The organism is Jatrophihabitans fulvus (assembly GCF_054781375.1).
This window is the reverse complement of the sequence record NZ_BAAGUN010000001.1, coordinates 1,645,939-1,667,688: the sequence shown is the minus strand read 5'-3', so window position 1 is coordinate 1,667,688 and position 21,750 is coordinate 1,645,939. Positions and strand designations below refer to the sequence as shown.

Sequence of the window (21,750 nt, the reverse complement as noted above, 5' to 3'; positions counted from 1 at the left end):
TTGAGCAAGGTTCTGAGCTCCCTGCCCGTGGGCGAGCGTGTCGGCATCGCGTTCTCCGGCGGTCTCGACACCTCCGTCGCCGTGGCGTGGATGCGCGAGAAGGGTGCCGTCCCGTGCACCTACACCGCCGACATCGGCCAGTACGACGAGCCCGACATCAGCGGCGTGCCGGCCCGTGCGAAGCAGTACGGCGCCGAGGTCGCCCGGGCCGTCGACTGCCGCCGCGAGCTGGTCGAGGAGGGACTTGCCGCGCTCGCGTGCGGCGCGTTCCACATCCGTTCCGGCGGACGTGCCTACTTCAACACCACCCCGCTCGGCCGCGCGGTCACCGGCACGCTGCTCGTGCGCGCGATGCGTGAGGACGACGTGCACATCTGGGGCGACGGCTCGACGTTCAAGGGCAACGACATCGAGCGCTTCTACCGCTACGGCCTGCTCGCCAACCCGGCGCTGCGCGTCTACAAGCCGTGGCTCGACGCCGCGTTCGTCGACGAGCTCGGCGGACGTGCGGAGATGAGCCAGTGGCTCACCGAGCGCGACCTGCCCTACCGCGACAGCCAGGAGAAGGCCTACTCGACCGACGCCAACATCTGGGGCGCCACCCACGAGGCCAAGACGCTCGAGCACCTCGACATCTCGCTCGAGACCGTCGAGCCGATCATGGGCGTCAAGTTCTGGGACCCATCGGTCGCGATCGACGCCGAGGACGTCACGATCCGCTTCGAGGCCGGCCGCCCGGTCGCGATCGGCGGGGTCGAGTTCGGCGACCCGGTCGGGTTGGTCCAGGAAGCCAACTCGGTCGGCGGACGGCACGGTCTGGGCATGTCCGACCAGATCGAGAACCGCATCATCGAGGCCAAGTCGCGCGGCATCTACGAGGCACCGGGCATGGCGCTGCTCTGGATCGCCTACGAGCGACTGCTCAACGCGATCCACAACGAGGACACCATCGCGACCTATCACGCCGAGGGCCGCCGCCTCGGCCGCTTGCTCTACGAGGGGCGCTGGCTCGACCCGCAGGCGCTCATGCTGCGGGAGCCGATCCAGCGCTGGGTGGCCTCGCTGGTCACCGGCGAGGTCACGCTCCGCTTGCGCCGTGGTGAGGACTACACCGTCCTCGAGACCTCGGGCCCGCAGCTGTCCTACCACCCGGAGAAGCTGTCGATGGAGCGGACGGAGAACGCCGCCTTCGGTCCGGCCGACCGCATCGGGCAGCTGACCATGCGCAACCTCGACATCGCCGACTCGCGCACGAAGCTCGAGCAGTACGCGAGCCAGCCGCTGGACGAGGGTCAGGTGCTCGTCGAGAACGGCACGCTGTTCGGCGCTCTGCCGGCGGGCGGCGCGGAGGGCATCGCCGAGAACCCCGAGCCCGGTGCTCCCGATCTCGCCGACGACGCCGCGCTCGACAAGGCCGCGCTGGAGTTCGGCGGTGACTGATCGCGTCAGCCTGTGGGGCGGACGGTTCGCGGGGGGACCGGCGGACGCGCTCGCCGCGCTCTCCCTGTCGACCCACTTCGACTGGCGCCTCGCCCAGCACGACATCGCCGGGTCCCGGGCGCACGCCAGGGCGCTGCACCGTGCGGGACTGCTGACCGACGACGAACTCGAGGGCATGCTCGCCGGCCTCGACCGTCTCGCCGCCGACGTCGCGGACGGCACGTTCACCCCGGTACCCGAGGACGAGGACGTGCACACCGCGCTCGAACGCGGTCTCGTCGAACGGGTCGGTGCGGACCTCGGCGGACGGTTGCGCGCCGGGCGGTCGCGCAACGACCAGATCGCAACCCTCATCCGCCGCTATTTGCGCGAAGAAGCGCGAAAGCTGGCGGACGAGGTTCTCGCCGTCGTCCAGGCACTCGTCGACCAGGCCCGCACCCACCTCGGCGTGGCGATGCCGGGACGTACCCACCTGCAGCACGCCCAGCCGGTGCTGCTCTCGCACCACCTGCTCGCGCACGCGTGGGCGTTGTTGCGCGACGTCGACCGCTTTCGCGACTGGGACACCCGAGCGGCCCTCAGCCCCTATGGCGCAGGGGCTCTGGCGGGTTCGTCGCTCGGGCTCGACCCCGCCGCGGTCGCCGAGGAGCTCGGATTCGACGGGCCGACCGAGAACTCCATCGACGCGACCGCCTCGCGCGACGTGGTGGCCGAGTTCTCGTTCGTGACGACGATGCTGGCGGTCGACCTCTCGCGCATCGCCGAGGAGATCGTCCTCTGGGCGACGAAGGAGTTCTCGTTCGTCACCCTCGACGACGCCTTCTCGACAGGCAGCTCGATCATGCCGCAGAAGAAGAACCCCGACGTCGCCGAACTGACGCGCGGCAAGGCGGGTCGCCTCATCGGCGACCATGCCGGGCTGCTCGCCACGCTGAAGGGCCTGCCCCTGGCGTACAACCGGGATCTGCAGGAGGACAAGGAACCCGTCTTCGACGCTGTCGACTCGCTGCATCTGCTGCTGCCGGCCACGAGCGGCATGCTCGCCACCCTGGTCTTCCACACCGATCGGCTCGAGTCGCTCGCCCCGCAGGGGTTCTCGCTGGCCACCGACATCGCCGAATGGCTCGTGCGGCAGCGCGTGCCGTTCCGCGTCGCCCACGAGCTCGCCGGGGCCTGCGTCCGGGTCTGTGAGCAGCGGGGTGTCGAGCTCGCCGATCTCACCGACGACGACCTCGCAGCGATCTCGCCGCACCTGACGCCGGACGTCCGGTCCGTGCTCACCGTGGCCGGGTCGGTCGCGTCGCGCTCCGGGGCGGGCGGGACGGCCCCCGAGCGGGTGCGTGAGCAGCTCGACGCCCTCGTGGCCACGTCCGAGCACCACCGGCGGTGGGCGGCGACGTGACCGACGGCGCGGTGGTCGCGCGCGAACGGCTGGCGGTGCCCGCGCTCGTGCTCGCGCCGCGCCTCGTCGGCGCCGAGATCGTCTCGGACGTGGGCGGCGCGCACGTCCGCATCCGGATCACCGAGGTCGAGGCCTACGCCGGGGCGGACGATCCCGCGTCGCACGCGTTCCGTGGTCCGACCGGCCGCAACCGGGTGATGTTCGGCCCGGCCGGCCACGTCTACGTGTACTTCACCTACGGCATGCACTGGTGCGCGAACGTCGTGTGCGGACCGGACGGCGAGGCGGCTGCCGTGCTGCTGCGCGCCGGGGACGTGGTCCACGGCGTCGACACGGCTCGGGACCGACGCCCCGCGGCGAGGCGCGACGTCGACCTCGCCCGGGGCCCCGCGCGCCTCGCCGGCTGCCTGGGGCTCGACGCCGCGCAGAACGGCGCCGACCTCTGCGATCCCGGGTCGGACGTCCGCCTCGTGTCGATGCCGGCGCGCCGCCGGCGCGGGGTCGTCGCCGGACCCCGGGTGGGCATCACCCGGGCCGCCGAACGACCGTGGCGGTTCTGGTCGGACGGGTCGCCGTCCGTCTCGCCGTTCAAGGCGGGCGGACGCCAACGCGGTGGTGCCGGACCGGCAGACTGAGCCGTGTGAGCGACACGACCGAACTTCCGCCCGATCTGCAGGACGCGCACGACATCCTGGCCTCGGGGGCGGCTCAGATCCTGCCCGCCGACGGCCTCGCCGAGCGCCTCCTGGCCGCGCGCGCCGAGAACCGACCGCTGCGGGTGAAGCTGGGCATCGACCCGTCCGGCACGGATCTGACGCTCGGCCACGCGGTGGTGCTGCGCAAACTGCGGCAGTTCCAGGACCTCGGGCACACGGCGGTGCTCGTCGTCGGCGGTTTCACCGGACAGGTGGGAGACCCGTCCGGACGAACGTCCACCCGGGTCGCGCAGAGCGCCGAACAGGTGATCGCCAACGCGCAGGGGTACTTCGACCAGCTGATGCGCATCCTCGACCCCGATCGCACCGAGGTCGTGAACAACGCCGACTGGCTGGGTCCCATGACGGTCGCCGACATGCTCGGCTACATGCGCCAGATGACCGTCGCGCAGTTGCTGGAACGCGACGACTTCGCCCGCAGGTTCGGCGCCAAGCAACCGATCTCGCTGTCGGAGTTCGCCTACCCGCTGCTTCAGGGCATCGACTCCGTCGAGATCCGAGCGGACGTCGAGCTCGGCGGCACCGACCAGACGTTCAACAACCTGGTCGGACGCGAGCTGCAGCGGTCCCGGGGGCAGGCGCCCCAGGCGGTGCTGACGGTTCCGCTGCTCGTCGGCACCGACGGGGTCGAGAAGATGGGCAAGTCGCTGGGCAACTACGTGGCGATCGCGGACCCGGCACCCGAGCAGTTCGGGAAGCTGATGAGCATCCCCGACCCGGTGGTGGGTCTCTACGCGCGGTTGTGCACAGCGCTGCATCCGCGCGAGGTCGACGCGCTCGAGGCGGACGTCGCGACCGGGGGAGTGGCAGCCAACAAGGCCAAACGGCGGACGGCCCGCGAGATCGTCGCGCTGTACCACGGTCGCGAGGCCGCGGACGAGGCCGAGCAGCGCTTCGACGCGGTCTTCAAACGGCACGAACTGCCGACGGACCTGCCCGAACACGTCCTGCCGGACGACGACCCGGTGCATCTGCCGGCACTTCTCGTCGCGGCCGGACTCGCGAAGAGCAGCAGTGAGGCCCGCCGAGCCGTCGACGCGGGTGCGGTGAAGGTGGACGGGAATCCGGTGGACGCACGCCGGTACGACCTGCCGCGGGACGAGGTGGCCGGCTCCGTACTGGCATCCGGCAAGCGCCGGGCCGTCCGCCTCACGTAGACGACGGCCGCGCGCGGCTCGCGAGAGCCTCGGAAGCCCGGAATTCCGGGGATCGACACCTTCGCGTAACCCAGTTCACACAACTGAAACCCGGGCTCCGTACGGCGCAGACCCCGTGCCTGTACGGCCGGAAGCGCTTGGAACCCCCGAATTATCAGGCCTGCGGCCCGTTGACCCCCGATATTTGACGTCGGGTTGGACGCTGGCTAATGTTCTCCTTGTTCGCGGCACGGAGACGCAGAAAGCAAGCGGAGCCGGGCGAATGCTTCCCCAAGCACGAGGCAGGATGTTCATCTGCGCCCCGACCAAGTGGGAGTCTGGGCGGTGCAGAGCCTCGTTTGACACTGCGAAGCCGACCAGGTAGCGTAACGCAGGTTGCCCCAGAGCGATCCGAAAGGGTCGGGACGGTGCGCATCCGCTCCTTGAGAACTCAACAGCGTGCCGAAAGTAAGTGCCATTTATTTACTCTCGTCTCGTGATCGGTTCGCCGGTCACGGAAGAGATTCCTTTGGTACATCGAGCACATCAGCTCGGATGGAACCAGTGATTGTGTCGTGCGCTTCGGCGTGCGGCAACTTTCTGTGTCGACAATCCGGCCCTCGGGCCGGCGAGTCTATAAACATTCACGGAGAGTTTGATCCTGGCTCAGGACGAACGCTGGCGGCGTGCTTAACACATGCAAGTCGAGCGAGGCCCTTCCTTCGGGAAGGTGTCCTAGCGGCGAACGGGTGAGTAACACGTGGGCAACCTGCCCCTAGCACTGGGATAACCCCGGGAAACCGGGGCTAATACCGGATACGACCTCAGAAGGCATCTTCCGAGGTGGAAAGGGTTACTGGCTAGGGATGGGCCCGCGGCCTATCAGCTTGTTGGTGGGGTAACGGCCTACCAAGGCGACGACGGGTAGCCGGCCTGAGAGGGCGACCGGCCACACTGGGACTGAGACACGGCCCAGACTCCTACGGGAGGCAGCAGTGGGGAATATTGCACAATGGGCGAAAGCCTGATGCAGCAACGCCGCGTGGGGGATGACGGCCTTCGGGTTGTAAACCCCTTTCAGCTCCGACGAAGCGAAAGTGACGGTAGGAGCAGAAGAAGCACCGGCCAACTACGTGCCAGCAGCCGCGGTAATACGTAGGGTGCAAGCGTTGTCCGGAATTACTGGGCGTAAAGAGCTCGTAGGCGGCTTGTCGCGTCGGCTGTGAAATCCCGGGGCTCAACTCCGGGACTGCAGCCGATACGGGCAAGCTAGAATTCGGTAGGGGAGACTGGAATTCCTGGTGTAGCGGTGAAATGCGCAGATATCAGGAGGAACACCGGTGGCGAAGGCGGGTCTCTGGGCCGATATTGACGCTGAGGAGCGAAAGCGTGGGGAGCGAACAGGATTAGATACCCTGGTAGTCCACGCCGTAAACGTTGGGCGCTAGGTGTGGGCCACATTCCACGTGGTCTGTGCCGCAGCTAACGCATTAAGCGCCCCGCCTGGGGAGTACGGCCGCAAGGCTAAAACTCAAAGGAATTGACGGGGGCCCGCACAAGCGGCGGAGCATGTGGCTTAATTCGATGCAACGCGAAGAACCTTACCTGGGCTTGACATGCAGGGAAATCTCGTAGAGATACGGGGTCCGCAAGGGCCTTGCACAGGTGGTGCATGGCTGTCGTCAGCTCGTGTCGTGAGATGTTGGGTTAAGTCCCGCAACGAGCGCAACCCTCGTCCTATGTTGCCAGCGAGTAATGTCGGGGACTCATAGGAGACTGCCGGGGTCAACTCGGAGGAAGGTGGGGATGACGTCAAGTCATCATGCCCCTTATGTCCAGGGCTGCACACATGCTACAATGGCCGGTACAAAGGGCTGCGATACCGCGAGGTGGAGCGAATCCCATAAAGCCGGTCTCAGTTCGGATTGGGGTCTGCAACTCGACCCCATGAAGTCGGAGTCGCTAGTAATCGCAGATCAGCAACGCTGCGGTGAATACGTTCCCGGGCCTTGTACACACCGCCCGTCACGTCATGAAAGTCGGTAACACCCGAAGCCAGTGGCCCAACCCTTGTGGAGGGAGCTGTCGAAGGTGGGATTGGCGATTAGGACGAAGTCGTAACAAGGTAGCCGTACCGGAAGGTGCGGCTGGATCACCTCCTTTCTAAGGAGCACATGGCCGGCATCGATGATGTCGGTCCAACACTCGTTCGTGGACGAACGTTCTGCGCGAGTGGCTCAAGGGTGGAACACTTACTAGTTCGTACGACGCGGACATCGGCAGATCAGTACAGCGGGCTTGCCCGCCGGAACCTTCTGACCGATGACGTCGAGTGCGTAGGCACGCTGTTGAGCTTTGAGGGAGCGGACTTGATCCGCGAGCGCCCGCCGAGAGATCGGCGGGCGTCCTCACGTCCGACCACGTCGGTCGTCGAACGGCACCAGTTGGTGTACGCGACGAACAACCGCCGCGGTCGCCCGTACCTTGAGAACTGCACAGTGGACGCGAGCATCTTAAACTTTGTGGCCAAGTTATTAAGGGCGCACGGTGGATGCCTTGGCACCAGGAGCCGATGAAGGACGTAAGGGGCTGCGATAAGCCTCGGGGAGCTGCCGACTGAGCTTTGATCCGAGGATTTCCGAATGGGGAAACCCGGCAGGAGTCATGTCCTGTCACCCATGCCTGAACACATAGGGCATGAGGAGGGAACGTGGGGAAGTGAAACATCTCAGTACCCACAGGAAGAGAAAGCAACCGCGATTCCGTTAGTAGTGGCGAGCGAAAGCGGAACAGGCCAAACCACATACGCGTGATAGCCGGCAGGCGTTGCGTATGCGGGGTTGTGGGGCCGCAGTGTTGATTCTGCCGAATCAACGAGGAGTCAGAAAGCGTCGTAGTTAGTCGAGGGACTTGGGAAGGTCCGGCACAGAGGGTGATACCCCCGTAGACGAAAACTCGGCGCCTCCTTTTGCGTAACCCCAAGTAGCAGCGAGCCCGTGAAATTCGCTGTGAATCTGGCGGGACCACCCGCTAAGCCTAAATACTCCCTGGTGACCGATAGCGGACAAGTACCGTGAGGGAAAGGTGAAAAGTACCCCGGGAGGGGAGTGAAATAGTACCTGAAACCGCGCGCCTACAAGCCGTGGGAGCGTCGCTGCACCTTGAGTGCAGTCGTGACCGCGTGCCTTTTGAAGAATGAGCCTGCGAGTTAGTGTTACGTGGCAAGGTTAACCCGTGAGGGGAAGCCGTAGCGAAAGCGAGTCTGAATAGGGCGTTGAGTCGCGTGATCTAGACCCGAAGCGAAGTGATCTACCCATGGTCAGGTTGAAGCGCGGGTAAGACCGCGTGGAGGACCGAACCCACTTAGGTTGAAAACTGAGGGGATGAACTGTGGGTAGGGGTGAAAGGCCAATCAAACTTCGTGATAGCTGGTTCTCCCCGAAATGCATTTAGGTGCAGCGTCGCGTGTTTCTTGCCGGAGGTAGAGCTACTGGATGGTCTAGGGGGCCCACAAGCTTACCGAAATCAGCCAAACTCCGAATGCCGGTAAGTGAGAGCGCGGCAGTGAGACTGCGGGCGATAAGGTTCGTAGTCGAGAGGGAAACAACCCAGAACACCAGCTAAGGTCCCTAAGCGTGTGCTAAGTGGGAAAGGATGTGGAGTCGCACAGACAACCAGGAGGTTGGCTTAGAAGCAGCCACCCTTTAAAGAGTGCGTAATAGCTCACTGGTCAAGTGATTCTGCGCCGACAATTCAACGGGGCTCAAGCACACCACCGAAGCTGTGTCATTCATGCAAAAGCCCGCCGGCCGTCTACGGACTGCCGGCCAGGTGTGTGGATGGGTAGGGGAGCGTCGTGTGCCGGAAGAAGCGGCGGGGTAACCCAGCCGTGGACGGCACACGAGTGAGAATGCAGGCATGAGTAGCGAATGAGGAGTGAGAACCTCCTCCGCCGGATGACCAAGGGTTCCTGGGCCAGGCTAATCCGCCCAGGGTAAGTCGGGACCTAAGGCGAGGCCGACAGGCGTAGTCGATGGACAACGGGTTGATATTCCCGTACCCGCGAAAGAGCGCCCATGCTGAACCCAGCGATGCTAAGCGCCAGAAGCCGGGACGACCTTCGGGTCTGACACGGTGGATCGCGCGACCCGAACTGGTAGTAGGCAAGCGATGGGGTGACGCAGGAAGGTAGCTGTACCGGTCAGTGGTAACACCGGGGCAAGCGTGTAGGGCGTCGTGTAGGCAAATCCGCACGACAATGTCTGAGACGTGACGCATAGCCGATTGCGGCGAATTCAGTGATCCTATGCTGCCGAGAAAAGCCTCTAGCGAGCTCTGAGCGGCCCGTACCCCAAACCGACACAGGTGGTCAGGTAGAGAATACCAAGGCGATCGAGTGAACCATGGTTAAGGAACTCGGCAAAATACCTCCGTAACTTCGGGAGAAGGAGGGCCAGTTGACGTGACGGGACTTGCTCCCCGAGCGTTGGCCGGCCGCAGAGACCAGCGAGAAGCGACTGTTTACTAAAAACACAGGTCCGTGCGAAGTAGTAATACGATGTATACGGACTGACGCCTGCCCGGTGCTGGAACGTTAAGGGGACGGGTTAGTACTTCGGTGCGAAGCTCAGAACTTAAGCGCCAGTAAACGGCGGTGGTAACTATAACCATCCTAAGGTAGCGAAATTCCTTGTCGGGTAAGTTCCGACCTGCACGAATGGCGTAACGACTTCTCGACTGTCTCAACCATGGACTCGGCGAAATTGCACTACGAGTAAAGATGCTCGTTACGCGCGGCAGGACGGAAAGACCCCGGGACCTTTACTATAGTTTGATATTGGTGCTCGGTTCGGCTTGTGTAGGATAGGTGGGAGACTGTGAAGCGGGCACGCCAGTGTCTGTGGAGTCAACGTTGAAATACCACTCTGGTCGAATTGGGTGTCTAACCTCGGTCCGTAATCCGGATCAGGGACAGTGTCAGATGGGTAGTTTGACTGGGGCGGTCGCCTCCCAAAATGTAACGGAGGCGCCCAAAGGTTCCCTCAGCCTGGTTGGCAATCAGGTATCGAGTGCAAGTGCACAAGGGAGCTTGACTGCGAGACAGACATGTCGAGCAGGAGCGAAAGCTGGGACTAGTGACCCGGCACTGGCAAGTGGAAGCGGTGTAGCTCAACGGATAAAAGGTACCCCGGGGATAACAGGCTGATCTTCCCCAAGAGTCCATATCGACGGGATGGTTTGGCACCTCGATGTCGGCTCGTCGCATCCTGGGGGTGGAGTCGCTCCCAAGGGTTGGGCTGTTCGCCCATTAAAGCGGCACGCGAGCTGGGTTTAGAACGTCGTGAGACAGTTCGGTCCCTATCCGCCGCGCGCGCAGGAGATTTGAGAAGGGCTGTCCTTAGTACGAGAGGACCGGGACGGACGAACCTCTGGTGTGCCAGTTGTTCCACCAGGAGCACTGCTGGTTGGCTACGTTCGGAAGGGATAACCGCTGAAAGCATCTAAGCGGGAAGCTCGCTTCAAGATGAGATCTCCCATCCTTTATGGAGTAAGGCCCCCGGCTAGACCACCGGGTTGATAGGCCAGAAGTGGAAGCGTGGTAACACGTGCAGCTGACTGGTACTAATAGGCCGAGGACTTGCCACATATTTCTCACCGGTTTCGACCGGTGCAGCGCTACGCGTCCACTGTGCGGTTCCCGAGGTGCGGTCCCCGTTGTTTTGACAACGGTGCGGACCATATCTCCATAGAGTTTCGGCGACCATAGCGAGAGGGAAACGCCCGGTCCCATCCCGAACCCGGAAGCTAAGCCTCTCAGCGCCGATGGTACTGCGTGGGTGACTGCGTGGGAGAGTAGGACGTCGCCGGACATTCTTTCGACAAGGGTCGCTCTGTATAGAGCGGCCCTTGTCGCATTTAACGGTCTATCGCCAACCCATGCGCATCACGGGTTGGGCAGCACGCAGCAGCTCGAGAAAGGCGTACGCACATGACCGAAGGTCGACGCGAACATCAAGGTGCCCCCCGCCGCGGCGGCGCTCCCGGACGGGCGTCGTCCGGTGGTGCCGGCAGTGGGCGGCCGCGGCGGCCCTCGTCCGACGGCGCGCGGGACGGTTCGCGTGATCGCGGTGCCCCTCGTCGCGAGCGGACGGAGTCGGGCGGTGGCCGTCCGTCCGGTCGTGGATCCGACGGGCGCGGATCTGCCGGGCGCGGATCTGCCGGCCGCGGTTCGGCAGCGAGTGGCGCACGGGGACGCTCCGCAGAACGCGGTTCCGATGGCCGAGGTTCGGGAGGGTACGGGGCCGGGGGCCGTCCGTCCGGCGGTGGCGCATCAGGCGCCCGGTCGTCCGATCGACGTTCGTCCGGCGGGCGTCCGGTCGGCCGTGGATCGGAGGGTCGCTCGGACGCGGCTCGCTCGGCCGGTCGCGCCGGCGGCGCCGGCCGCAGGTTGGAGGCCGGTGCCGACAACGCCGGTCCCGATGTCATGGCCTTCCGTGATCGGCCTGGACGGCCTGCCTCGCTGCCGGTGCCGGATGACGTCGATCCCCGTGATCTGGATCGAAACGTCCGCGCCGAGCTGCGGTCGTTGTCCAAGCCGAATGCCGACGCCGTCGCCCGATACCTCGTCGCAGCCGCAGAGGCGCTCGACGACGGCGACGACGCTCGCGCCCTCGAGCTCGCTCGCAGCGCCAGGGCACGGGCGGCCCGCGTCGCGGCCGTCCGCGAAGCCGTCGGTGTGGCCGCGTACCGCAACGGGGAGTGGGCCGAGGCCCTGTCGGAATTGCGCACCGCACGCCGGATCTCCGGAGACCCGGGGAACCTTGCCGTCATCGCCGACTGTGAGCGCGGTCTGGGGCGGCCGGCGCAGGCGTTACGGGTGCTGAGCGACCCGGACGTCGGGCGGCTCGACCACGCGGCGCGTGTCGAATTGTTCATCGTCGTCGCGGGTGCCCGCCGGGATCTCGGCCAGCTCGATGCGGCGCTGGCCGTCCTCGCGCGAGGGGGTCTCGACAAGCTGCGGCCGCGTCCGGGATCGATGCGGCTCTGGTACGCGTACGCCGACGTGCTCGAGGCCGCCGGCCGCAAGGACGAGGCGGCGGAGTGGTTCGCCGCCTCGGCGGCCCTCGACCCCGAGGGTGAATTGGACGCGGCTGATCGGGCCGCGGCGCTGCTCTGACTCCCGGGCCCGGCCTTTAGCACGACAGACCGACATAACGTCGGTCTCTCGTCCACAGGCGGTCCGTCGTCCACAGCCCGGCTGTCGTCCGCCGCCGCTGTTGAGCGGAACGGTCGATGCTCGACCCATGGCCGTGGAGAAGAGCACGAAGGACAAGACCGACAACGCGGTGTTTCTCCGCGGGCGCCTCGCCGACGAGGTCCAGGTACGTGAGCTGCCGAGTGGCGATCTGATGGCGACGTTCCGGCTGACCGTCGACCGTCCCCGGAACGACCGGGGCAGCGTCGACAGCATCGAGTGCGTGAGCACTCGCGCACGGGTGAGGGCGACGCTCTCCCGCGTGCAGGTGGGGGCGGTCGTCGAGGTCGACGGTGCGTTGCGGCGAAGGTTCTGGCGCGGCGCGACCGGGGTGGCCAGCCGTTACTCGGTCGAGGTCACGGCGCTGTCGGTCAGTCGGGCTGGTCGGCCAGCCGGCGCATCACGACCCCGGAAGCGGGCTTCGGCGTGAACAGCGTCGACTTGCGGGGCATGCGGGCGCCGGCGGCGGCCACCGCCGCCACGTCGGTGACGGGTGTGGCCCGGAGCAATACCGCGAAGCCGCCGACCCGTCGGGCGTTGTCCACGGCCTCGGCGACATCGTGGGCGTAGCCGACCGTGTCGACGTCGTCGGGCAGCTCCCACAGCATCTGGACGACGGTGCGGTGCAGCACCGACACGTCGAGATCCGCGAGCGCAGGCACGTCCGAGAATTCGGCGGTCATCCGCGCCAGCGCGCCCTCCGCATCCCGCACCACCACGTGCTCGGAGCCGTCGGTGAGCACCGCGGCGAACGCCCCGCCCGCAGGCAAGCCGTTCAGCGCGTCCGACGCGTCCGGCACCGGCGACACATCGGCGTGTGCTGCGAGTCGCGAGACGGCATCGGTGAGCGTCCGACCCGTCACGACCCGGTGAATGGGGTGCACCTGCGGCCCGTAGGCCGACGTGTCGACGAGCAGGGCGAGTCCCCGGTCCCAAGGGCCGGCGCCCCGCTCGGCGCGCTCACGTGCCTGCCGTTCCCGATAGGTCGCGTAACGGTGGTGGCCGTCGGCGATGAGCGCGTGCCGCCCGGCGAGATCGTCCGCGACCGCACGGTGAGCATCGGGGTCCGTCACGATCCAGACCCGGTGGCGGGTTCCGTCCGCTTCGGTGTCGACGTCCGCCGGTCGATCGTCCGCGTCGGCGACGAGCGCCGACGCTGCGCCGCCGCCGTCGTAGACGAGGTAGATGGGCTCGAGGTCGGCGCCCGTCGCGGTCATGACGGCGAGCCGGTCCGCGACCGGTCCGGCCATGGTGTTCTCGTGCGGCAGGATGACCCCGTCGTCCGGGCCGCGGAGCTCGACCGCTCCGATGAGGCCGCGGGTCACGTGACCGTCCGATTCGGTCATCTCGTAGACGTAGAGCGCGGGGGCTTCGTCGAGCGCGAACGTCCCCGACTCGACCCAGCCGTCCAGCCGCCGGGCCGCGCCGGCGTACCCCTCGGGTGTGGGGTCGGGCAGTACCACCGCCACCACGTTGTCCGGGTCGGCCTCGAGCAACGCGGCGCGCCGGGCGGGGTCGATCACGTCGTAGGGCGGGCACAGCAACCGACCGAGCCGACCGTCCGGCACTGCGGGACGCAGCGCGCGCAGGGGGGCGAGCGACAGCCCCCGTCCCTGGGAGCCCGCAGTCTCGGACGGGGGAACGGCCGGTTCGCGCGCGTCGGTCACGGCTGGCGATCGTACGCAGCGACGCCGCCGTGGCAGCATGCGACCCGTGGGTTCGACACTGCGCGGGGCCGACCGTCCGTTGACCGAGCTGTTCGACGTTGCTCTGCTCGACCTCGACGGTGTGGTGTACGTCGGCAAGGACGCGGTGCCTGGTGCGCCGGAATCCCTCGCGGCAGCGCGGCAGCAGGGAATGCACCTCGCCTTCGTCACCAACAACGCGGCCCGACCGCCCAGGACCGTGGCCGGCCATCTCACGGAATTGGGCATCGCGGCGCAGCCGGACGAGGTCATCACGTCCTCCCAGGCGGCGGCACGGTACCTGCGAGAGCGCCTGCACGCCGGGGCCGAAGTGCTCGTCCTCGGCACGACGGGGTTGTACGACGCCCTCGAGGAACAGGGGCTGAGCGCCACCGACACGGCCGGGCCCGACACTGTGGCCGTGGTCCAGGGCTACTCGCCGACGATGAACTGGCAGCTGCTCGCCGAGGGCACGGTGGCCGTGCGGGCGGGGGCGGTGTGGGTCGCCACCAACGCCGATCCCACCGTGCCGTCGCCGCGCGGTCCCTTGCCGGGCAACGGTTCGCTCGTCGCTGCGCTGCGGACGGCTACGGGGGCCGACCCCGTCATCACCGGCAAACCCGACCCGACGATGCACCGGGAGACGCTGATCCGCACCGGCGCCGAGCGCCCGATCGTCGTGGGCGACCGCCTCGACACGGACATCGAGGGGGCGAACGCGGTCGGCTGCCCGAGCCTGCTCGTGCTGTCGGGCGTCACCGACGCGCGCGACCTGCTCGCAGCAGGCCCGCGCCTGCGGCCGACCTACCTCGGCCGCGACGTGTCGGCGCTGCTCGAGACGCACCCCGATGTCACCGATGTCGGCGGCCGGTGGCAGTGCGGAGGTTGGGCGGTCGAGGCTCAGGACGACGGTCTGCAGCTCGCACGTGTCGACGACGACCCGCCGAGCGCGTCCGGCGACTCCCGCGGCGGGCCCGGCTCCCGAGGCGACGGTGACACGGTGGATTCCGCGCTCGACGCACTGCGGGCGCTCTGCGCCGCGAGCTGGAGCGCCGCAGACTCCGGCGTCAGCGTCGTGCGGGCCGGTGACGACGCCGCCACCGCCGTGCTGGACGACCTCGGTCTGGCCACGCGCTGACGCGGCCGCCCGGGTCCGGACGGGCGCACGGGAGCAGCGTCCGGTGCAGGTAGCGTCGGACCCGCTGCCGGGTGGGGTCGCCGGATCCACCGCGGAACAGGTCGGCGGGCACCGCCCGGTCCGGCAGCATTGCATACAGGAGAGGACCGCCATGGAGACCGAACACTCGGACGACCGGCGCGACGACGACGCCCGCGGCGCTGTCGATGCAGCGGGCGCGGCCGACGCCTCCGTCGACGGTCCGACGACGTCAGACTCTCCGGAGGCGGAGTCGTCCGCCGGCGATCGCGAGGCCGGCGCCGTTCCCGAGGTGGCCGGCGTTCCCGAGATGGCCGCGACACCGGCGGTGCCGGCGCCCGGTCCCCGGGTGCAGGCCCCTTTGCCGGGTCCGCCCGGAGGTCCCCGGCCGGGTCCGCCGTCGGCCCACGGCGGGTCGCTCCCCGCGCCGCAGGACCCCGACGCCACTGCCGCTGCTGCCGCCGCCTCTCCTGCACCGGCTCCGGCAGTCGTCGCTGCCGACGGGACGTCGTCGGGTGAACGACCCGGGCCGCCGAGGGCGCCCCGTCCGTCCGCCCACCCTGCCGTGGCCGACGCGATGGCGGAGCTGGCCGAGATCGAGTCCCGTCCGCTCGAGGAGCACCCCGACGGTTACGCACGCATCCACGCGGGCCTGCAGCGGGCGCTCGCCGCGATCGACACCGCGTGACGTGCCCCGACGCCTGTCACGCCTGGACGCCGAATTGGTGCGCCGCGGGCTCGCCCGCTCCCGGGACCACGCCGCGTCCCTGATCTCCGCCGGCCGCGTCGAGGTCCACGGGGTCGTCGCCTCGAAGCCGGCGACCTCGGTGGGGCCGGATGCCTCGTTGCGGGTGGTCGAGGACGACGGCGACCCGGGTTACGCATCCCGGGGCGGGCACAAACTCGCCGGCGCCCTGGCCGCGTTCGCCGACGTGCGCGTCGAAGGACGTCGCTGCCTCGACGCCGGCGCCTCGACGGGGGGCTTCACCGACGTCCTGCTGCGCGAGGGCGCGGCGAGCGTCGTGGCGGTCGACGTCGGCTACGGGCAGCTGGCCTGGTCACTGCGCACCGACCCCCGGGTCGAGGTCCACGACCGCACCAACGTGCGCGCGCTCACCCCCGACCAGATCGGCGGCCCGGCCGACCTCACCGTCGCCGACCTGTCCTTCATCTCCTTGCCGATCGTGCTGCCCGCGCTCACGGCGTGCACGGCGTCCGACGGCGATCTCGTGCCGATGGTCAAACCCCAGTTCGAGGTGGGACGCGAACGGCTGGGGGCGAAGGGCGTGGTGCGCGACCCGTCCGCCCGCGCCGACGCGGTCGTCGCGGTCGCCGGCGTCGCCGCCGACCTCGGATGGACGGTGCAAGGTGTCGCGCGCAGCCCGCTGCCCGGGCCGGCGGGCAACGTGGAATTCTTCCTGTGGTTGCGCGCCGACCGCCCGGCCGCGCTCGGACCGGACGAGATCGCCGCGGCGGTGACCGCGGACGTCACCGGCGACACGGCCGGCGACACGGCCGGCGACACGGCCGGTGATCGAAGTGTCGGTGGGCCGCGCGATGCTGGTCCCGGGACCGACACCGAAGATCCGCACGTCCCGGACGGAGGCACCGGATGAGAGCCGTCCTGCTCGTCGTGCACACGCAACGCAAGCGCATCGCCGATCTCGCCCGGCGCGCCGGTGATCAACTGCGCGACGCCGGGTTCGAGGTCCGCATGCTCGTCGAGGAGGCCGAGGCGTGCGGCGGCACGACCGTCGCGCACCCCGACGACGCCGCCCGCGGGTGCGAGTTGGTGCTGGCCTTCGGCGGCGACGGCACCTTCCTGCGCGCGGCCGAACTCGCGCGCCCGGCCGGGGTCGCCATGCTCGGTGTCAACCTCGGTCACGTCGGGTTCCTGGCCGCGGCCGAACCGCAGGCGCTCGGCGAGAGCATCGCCACCCTCGTCCGCGGCGACTACACCGTGCAGGAACGGGTGACCGTCGAAGCCGAGATCGTGGTCGACGGGGTCGTCCACGAGCGGGTGTGGGCGCTGAACGAGGTGTCGCTCGAGCGCACGAACCGCGAGCGGATGCTCGAGATCGCCGTCGCCGTCGACGAGCGTCCGCTGCTGCGCTTCGGGTGCGACGGGCTGCTGTGCGCGACGCCGACCGGGTCCACCGCGTACGCGTTCTCCATCGGTGGCCCGATCGTGTGGCCCGACGTCGACGCGATGCTCGTCGTCCCCAACGCCGCACATGCGCTGTTCTCCCGTCCCGTGATCGTCGCGCCGACGTCCGTCGTCGACGTGGACCTGGTCAGTGCAGAGCACGAGGCCATGCTCAGCGCCGACGGGCGCCGGTCGCTCACCGTCCCGGCCGGCGCGCGGGTCCGGGTGCGCAAGGGCGCGCTGCCCGTCCGGGTGGTCCGCCTCGACGACGTGCCGTTCACCGACCGGCTGGTATCGAAGTTCCAGCTGCCCGTCCGCAGCCTGCGCGAGGCGTCCAAGCCCGGGGGCGACTTCGATCCCGATCTGTCCGACTCCGACGCGCCGGACGCGGGATGACCGACACCCACACCGGCGGACGGGGCCTGGAGGAGCTGCGCATCCGGGGCCTCGGGGTCATCGACGAGGCCGTGTTGCCGCTGGGCGGCGGCCTCACCGTCGTCACCGGTGAGACCGGCGCCGGCAAGACCATGGTGGTCACGGGTCTGCTGCTGTTGTTCGGCGGTCGGGCCGATCCCGCCCGGGTGCGTACCGGCGCGGAGCAGGCCAGCGTCGAGGGTCGGTTGCTGGTGCCCGTCGACTCGCCCGCGATCATGAGGGTCGAGGCCGCCGGCGGTTCGTGGGACCCGCTGTCCGACGGCGACACCGCCGAACTGGTGCTGCGTCGGGTGGTCACCGCCGCCGGCCGCTCCCGCGCGTACGTCGGCGGGGCCGGCGCGCCGGTGGCGGTGCTGGCCGACCTGTCCGATGAGCTGCTGGCGGTGCACGGCCAGTCCGACCAGCTGCGGCTGGTACGGCCGGCGGCGCAGCGTGAGGCACTCGACCGGTACGCCGGCTGCGACACGTCCGACTACGCCGCGGCCCACGCGCGGTGGCGAGCGGCCGAGGCCGCGGTCACCGAGCGCGTGGCGCGCGCGGCCGAACTGCGCCGCGAGGCCGGCCTGCTGACCCATGGCCTGGGCGAGATCGACGCCGCCGCCCCCGAGGCGGGGGAGTCCGACGAACTCAACCGGCTGGCGGCGCGGCTCGGCCACGCCGACGCGCTGCAGGCGGCAGCCCGCCGTGCGCACGACGTCCTGCGCGGCGGCGACGACCCCGCGCCCGAGGTCTCCGACGTCCTGGCCTTGCTGGCCGAGGCCGACCGCGAGCTGGCGCAGCAGTCGGGCGCGGACGCCGAGCTCGATGCGCTCGCGTCCCGGGTGCGCGAGCTGGCCGCGCTCACGGCCGACCTCGGCGCCGAGTTCGGGTCCTACGCGGCCGGGCTCGATACCGACCCGGCCCGGCTGCACGAGGTGGAGTCGCGGCGTGCCGTGCTCGCGGCGCTCGTGCGCAAGTACGGCGACGATCCCGACGCCGGTCTCGACGGGGTGCTGCGCTGGGCCGAGCAGGCCCGCGAACGGCTGGCCCAGATCGACGTGTCCGACGAGGCCATCGCCGCGTTGCGCGCCGAGGCCCGGACCGCCGAGCGGGAGGTCGTCGCTCTGGGAACGGCGCTCTCGTCGCGGCGGCGCGACGCGGCCGAGCGGCTCGGCGCGGCCGTGACCGCCGAGCTGGCCGGCCTCGCCATGGCGGCGGCCACCGTGCGGGTCGAGGTGCGGCCCCGCCCGCCGGGCTCCGGACCGTCGGTCGAGATCGACGGTGACCGCGTCGGCGCCGCTACCGACGGCTTCGACGACGTCGAGCTGCTGTTGCAGTCGCATGCGGGCGCACCCGCCCTGCCGATCGCCAAGGGCGCCTCGGGCGGCGAGTTGTCGCGGGTGATGCTGGCGCTCGAGGTCTGCCTGATCGAGAGCGGTACCGGCCACGACGGCGTCACCACGCTCGTGTTCGACGAGGTCGATGCCGGCGTGGGCGGCCGCGCGGCGGTCGAGGTCGGCCGCCGCCTGGCCAGACTGGCGCGCGGGCGCCAGGTGCTGGTCGTCACCCACCTCGCGCAGGTGGCCGCGTTCGCCGACCGTCATGTCGTCGTCGACAAGCCCGCTCCGGCGAAGCGCGGCGCGGCGGGCAGTTCCGGCGACACCGGCGCCGTCACGGCCAGCGACGTGCGCGTCGTCGAGGCAGACGAGCGGGTCGCCGAGCTGGCCCGCATGCTCGCCGGATCCGACACCGCCACCGCGCGCGAGCACGCGAGCGAGTTGCTGGCCGACGCCGCGCGCGACCGGGACGCGTCCCGCAGCCGGAGCTCCGCCGGGCGGTCGCGTCGTCCGACGTCGACGCGGACCACGCGGTCCACGCGGTCCGGGGCCGACGATGCGGCTGCGGCCGACGAGACCGCGAGCAAAACCGCGGGGCGGGTCGCAGGCACCGACACGGGCAACACCACGGACCGCAGCGGAGCTCGCGACGGGGCGACGAGCCGACGCCCACGCTCGCGGTCCGGGCCGAAGGCGAGCTGACCCGGCACCCGTCCGGCGGTGTCTGCCGTCCGGCGGTGTCTGCCGTCCGCCCGTTCGTGCCGTCGAGCGTCCGACACGGGGGAGGCCCGTCCGACGAATCGGGACGAGCCGCCTCGGTCCGTGTGGATGATGGTGTTCGTGTGACTCGTGTGACGGGCGTGGCGTAACCCGGAACGGCGGGAACCGGGTGGCAGCATGACCAGGCATGAAGCTCGCCACGCTGCGCCGTCGTCCGGAGGCGCTGCCCGGGATCAGCGGTGTCGCCCGTCTCGACCGTTCGACGGGTCGGCTCGCCGGCCGCCTCAATCCAGGCGACATCGCGATCATCGACCACGTCGACCTCGACCGCACCAGCGCCGAATCGCTGCTCGCGGCCAAGCCCGCGGTGATCGTCAACGCGGCCCCGAGCATCTCGGGTCGCTACCCCAACCTCGGACCCGAGCTGATCGTGGCCGCCGGCGTGCCGCTGCTGGACAACGTCGGCGGGGAGGTGTTCGCCGCGGTCAAGGAGGGCACCAAGATCCGCATCGACGGCGACACGGTGTACCTCGGCGACATCTCGGTGGCCGAGGGCACGGTGCTCGACGAGCTGTCCGTCCAGGGCCTGATGCTCGAGGCACGCGCCGGTCTGGCCTCGCAGCTCGAGGCGTTCGCGGTGAACACCGGCGAGGTGCTGACCGCCGAGCGGATGCTGCTGCTCGAGGATGACGGCGTTCCGGCGATCGCCACGCACATGCGGCGCAAGCACGTGCTCGTCGTCATGCGCAGCCACGACTACGCCGCCGAGCTCAAGCGGCTCAAGGGCTACATCCGTGAGTACCGCCCGGTGCTGATCGGCGTCGACGGCGGCGCGGACGCGCTGCTCGAGGCCGGGTACACGCCCGACGTCATCCTCGGCGACATGGACGCGGTGTCCGACGCCGCACTGTCGACCGGCGCGGAGGTCGTCGTGCACGCCTACCCCGACGGTCGTGCGCCGGGACTGCTGCGCGTGCAGGACCTCGGCGTGAGCGCGGCGACGTTCCCGACCTCGACCACGAGCGAGGACGCTGCCATGCTGCTCGCCGACCACAAGGGCGCCGACCTCGTCGTCGCCGTCGGCAGCCACGCGAACCTGACCGAGTTCCTCGACCGGGGCCGCGCGGGCATGGCGTCGTCGTTCCTCACCAGGCTGCGGCTGGGCTCGAAGCTCGTCGACGCCGACGCGGTCATGCGCCTGTACCGCAACCGGATCTCCGGTGCCGCACTGCTGCTGCTCGTCATCGCCGCGTTCGTGGCCGTCGCCGCCGCGCTCGCGGTCAGCGACACCGGCCGCACCTACCTGACCGACCTGTCCGATCAGTTCGGCGTCTGGATCGACTGGGTCAAGGACCTGTTCTCGTGACCGTCCGGGCGCTCTCCCGGAACACCCCCCGGTACTGCTGGAGTCTGCTGTGATCTCGTTCCGCTACCACCTCGTCTCGATCATCGCGGTGTTCCTCGCGTTGGCGGTCGGCATCGTCGTCGGCACCACCGCGCTGAACGGACCCATCACGAAGGACCTGCGCAACCAGGTCGACGACGCGAAGGGCCAGCGCGACCAGCTGGCCACCAAGGTCAAGACCCTGCAGGGCCAGGTGGACGACGCCGGCGAGTTCGCCACGACGTACGGCGCCCAGCTCGTGGCCGGCAAGCTCAAGGACAGGTCCGTGGTGATCGTCAGCCTGCCCGGCGCCACCGCCGCGATGTCCGAAGGCGTGACGCAGCAGATCTCCGCCGCCGGAGGCAAGGTGTCCGGGCAGGTCACCGTCGCCCGCGCCTATCTCGACTCGAGCCGCAGCAGCGAGATCAACTCGCTGGCCACCGGCCCCGCCCACCCCATCGGCTGGACCGCGCCCGAGACGAACGACGCCGGCAAGCTCGGCGGGTCGCTGCTCGGCTACGTCCTCGTCGGCAAGGGCGAGTCGACCGACGTCAAGCAGGTGCTCAGCGCGTTCGCGGAGCGGCACCTCGTGACCGTCGAGGGTGACGACCTGACCCCGAGCAGCACCATCGTCGTGCTCGGCGGCGGTTCGTCGAAGGCCGACCAGTACCCGGCGCGGGCGCAGCTCGGCCTCGTCGAGGGGCTCGCCGAGTCCGGCGGCAAGGTGCTCGTGGCCGGCAACCCGGCGTCCGCGTCCGACGGCGGGGTGGTGGCCGAGGTGCGCGGCGACGCCGGCAGCCGCGACGCGGTCGCCACCGTCGACGACGCCGACAGCTCGTTCGGCCAGGTCTCCGCCGTCCTCGCCCTCGCCGGCGTCGTCGCGGGCCAGCCGGGCCACTACGGCACCCAGAACGGCGCGGACGCGCTGTTCCCGGCGCCGGCCAACTGATCCCGGTAGC

The 21,750-nt window shown here is 69.2% G+C and carries 14 protein-coding genes and 3 rRNA genes; 16 read left to right on the top strand and 1 reads right to left on the bottom strand.

Features of this window, described 5'->3' with window-relative positions; translation table 11 throughout:
- The 9 genes from argG (at window position 1) to ACYVP9_RS08070 (ending at window position 12,379) form a co-directional block, all read left to right on the top strand.
- The gene (argG, locus tag ACYVP9_RS08110; protein WP_460604184.1) at window positions 1–1,440 is read left to right on the top strand and encodes an argininosuccinate synthase; all 1,440 of its coding nucleotides are present in this window, start codon (window positions 1–3) and stop codon (window positions 1,438–1,440) included.
- The gene (argH, locus tag ACYVP9_RS08105) at window positions 1,433–2,842 is read left to right on the top strand and encodes an argininosuccinate lyase (protein WP_460604183.1); all 1,410 of its coding nucleotides are present in this window, start codon (window positions 1,433–1,435) and stop codon (window positions 2,840–2,842) included. The genes argG and argH overlap by 8 nt, the downstream gene beginning before the upstream one ends.
- Window positions 2,839–3,477 (top strand): DNA-3-methyladenine glycosylase, encoded by a 639-nt coding sequence (locus tag ACYVP9_RS08100; protein WP_460604182.1) that lies wholly within the window; start codon window positions 2,839–2,841, stop codon window positions 3,475–3,477. The genes argH and ACYVP9_RS08100 overlap by 4 nt, the downstream gene beginning before the upstream one ends.
- Before the next feature lie 5 nt (window positions 3,478–3,482).
- On the top strand, window positions 3,483–4,715 hold the full coding sequence (gene tyrS, locus ACYVP9_RS08095) for a tyrosine--tRNA ligase (protein ID WP_460604181.1): 1,233 nt from the start codon (window positions 3,483–3,485) through the stop codon (window positions 4,713–4,715).
- A 622-nt stretch (window positions 4,716–5,337) separates the two neighbouring features.
- Window positions 5,338–6,857, top strand: a 16S ribosomal RNA gene (locus ACYVP9_RS08090).
- A 361-nt stretch (window positions 6,858–7,218) separates the two neighbouring features.
- Window positions 7,219–10,339, top strand: a 23S ribosomal RNA gene (locus ACYVP9_RS08085).
- 108 nt (window positions 10,340–10,447) lie between these two features.
- Window positions 10,448–10,564: ribosomal RNA gene (gene rrf, locus ACYVP9_RS08080) — 5S ribosomal RNA — on the top strand.
- Together the 16S, 23S and 5S rRNA genes form the textbook arrangement of a ribosomal RNA operon.
- Before the next feature lie 578 nt (window positions 10,565–11,142).
- Complete coding sequence (locus ACYVP9_RS08075; RefSeq protein WP_460604180.1) at window positions 11,143–11,871, top strand: tetratricopeptide repeat protein; 729 nt, start codon at window positions 11,143–11,145, stop codon at window positions 11,869–11,871.
- Between the two features lie 127 nt (window positions 11,872–11,998).
- Window positions 11,999–12,379, top strand: a complete 381-nt coding sequence (locus ACYVP9_RS08070; protein WP_460604179.1) for a single-stranded DNA-binding protein — start codon at window positions 11,999–12,001, stop codon at window positions 12,377–12,379.
- Here the strand turns inward: ACYVP9_RS08070 and ACYVP9_RS08065 are convergent.
- Window positions 12,321–13,616 (bottom strand): DUF1015 domain-containing protein, encoded by a 1,296-nt coding sequence (locus tag ACYVP9_RS08065; RefSeq protein WP_460604178.1) that lies wholly within the window; start codon window positions 13,614–13,616, stop codon window positions 12,321–12,323. The two genes, ACYVP9_RS08070 and ACYVP9_RS08065, sit on opposite strands and share 59 nt — an antisense overlap.
- Window positions 13,617–13,653: 37 nt before the next feature.
- Here ACYVP9_RS08065 and ACYVP9_RS08060 point away from each other — a divergent pair, with 37 nt between their 5' ends.
- The 7 genes from ACYVP9_RS08060 (at window position 13,654) to ACYVP9_RS08030 (ending at window position 21,740) form a co-directional block, all read left to right on the top strand.
- Window positions 13,654–14,772 (top strand): HAD-IIA family hydrolase, encoded by a 1,119-nt coding sequence (locus tag ACYVP9_RS08060; RefSeq protein WP_460604177.1) that lies wholly within the window; start codon window positions 13,654–13,656, stop codon window positions 14,770–14,772.
- 583 nt (window positions 14,773–15,355) lie between these two features.
- Window positions 15,356–15,478, top strand: coding sequence for a hypothetical protein (locus ACYVP9_RS08055; protein WP_460604176.1), 123 nt, complete (start codon window positions 15,356–15,358; stop codon window positions 15,476–15,478).
- Window position 15,479: 1 nt separating this feature from the next.
- Window positions 15,480–16,406: a TlyA family RNA methyltransferase gene (locus ACYVP9_RS08050; RefSeq protein ID WP_460604175.1), complete on the top strand. Its 927-nt coding sequence runs from the start codon at window positions 15,480–15,482 to the stop codon at window positions 16,404–16,406.
- On the top strand, window positions 16,403–17,332 hold the full coding sequence (locus tag ACYVP9_RS08045; RefSeq protein WP_460604174.1) for a diacylglycerol kinase catalytic domain-containing protein: 930 nt from the start codon (window positions 16,403–16,405) through the stop codon (window positions 17,330–17,332). Before ACYVP9_RS08050 ends, ACYVP9_RS08045 begins: the two co-directional genes overlap by 4 nt.
- Window positions 17,329–19,389 (top strand): DNA repair protein RecN, encoded by a 2,061-nt coding sequence (gene recN / locus ACYVP9_RS08040; protein ID WP_460604173.1) that lies wholly within the window; start codon window positions 17,329–17,331, stop codon window positions 19,387–19,389. Before ACYVP9_RS08045 ends, recN begins: the two co-directional genes overlap by 4 nt.
- Window positions 19,390–19,594: 205 nt before the next feature.
- On the top strand, window positions 19,595–20,773 hold the full coding sequence (steA, locus tag ACYVP9_RS08035; RefSeq protein ID WP_460604172.1) for a putative cytokinetic ring protein SteA: 1,179 nt from the start codon (window positions 19,595–19,597) through the stop codon (window positions 20,771–20,773).
- 49 nt (window positions 20,774–20,822) lie between these two features.
- Window positions 20,823–21,740 carry a copper transporter gene (locus tag ACYVP9_RS08030; protein ID WP_460604171.1) on the top strand — a complete coding sequence of 306 codons (918 nt, stop codon included), beginning with the start codon at window positions 20,823–20,825 and terminating at the stop codon, window positions 21,738–21,740.
- Window positions 21,741–21,750 lie beyond the last annotated feature (10 nt).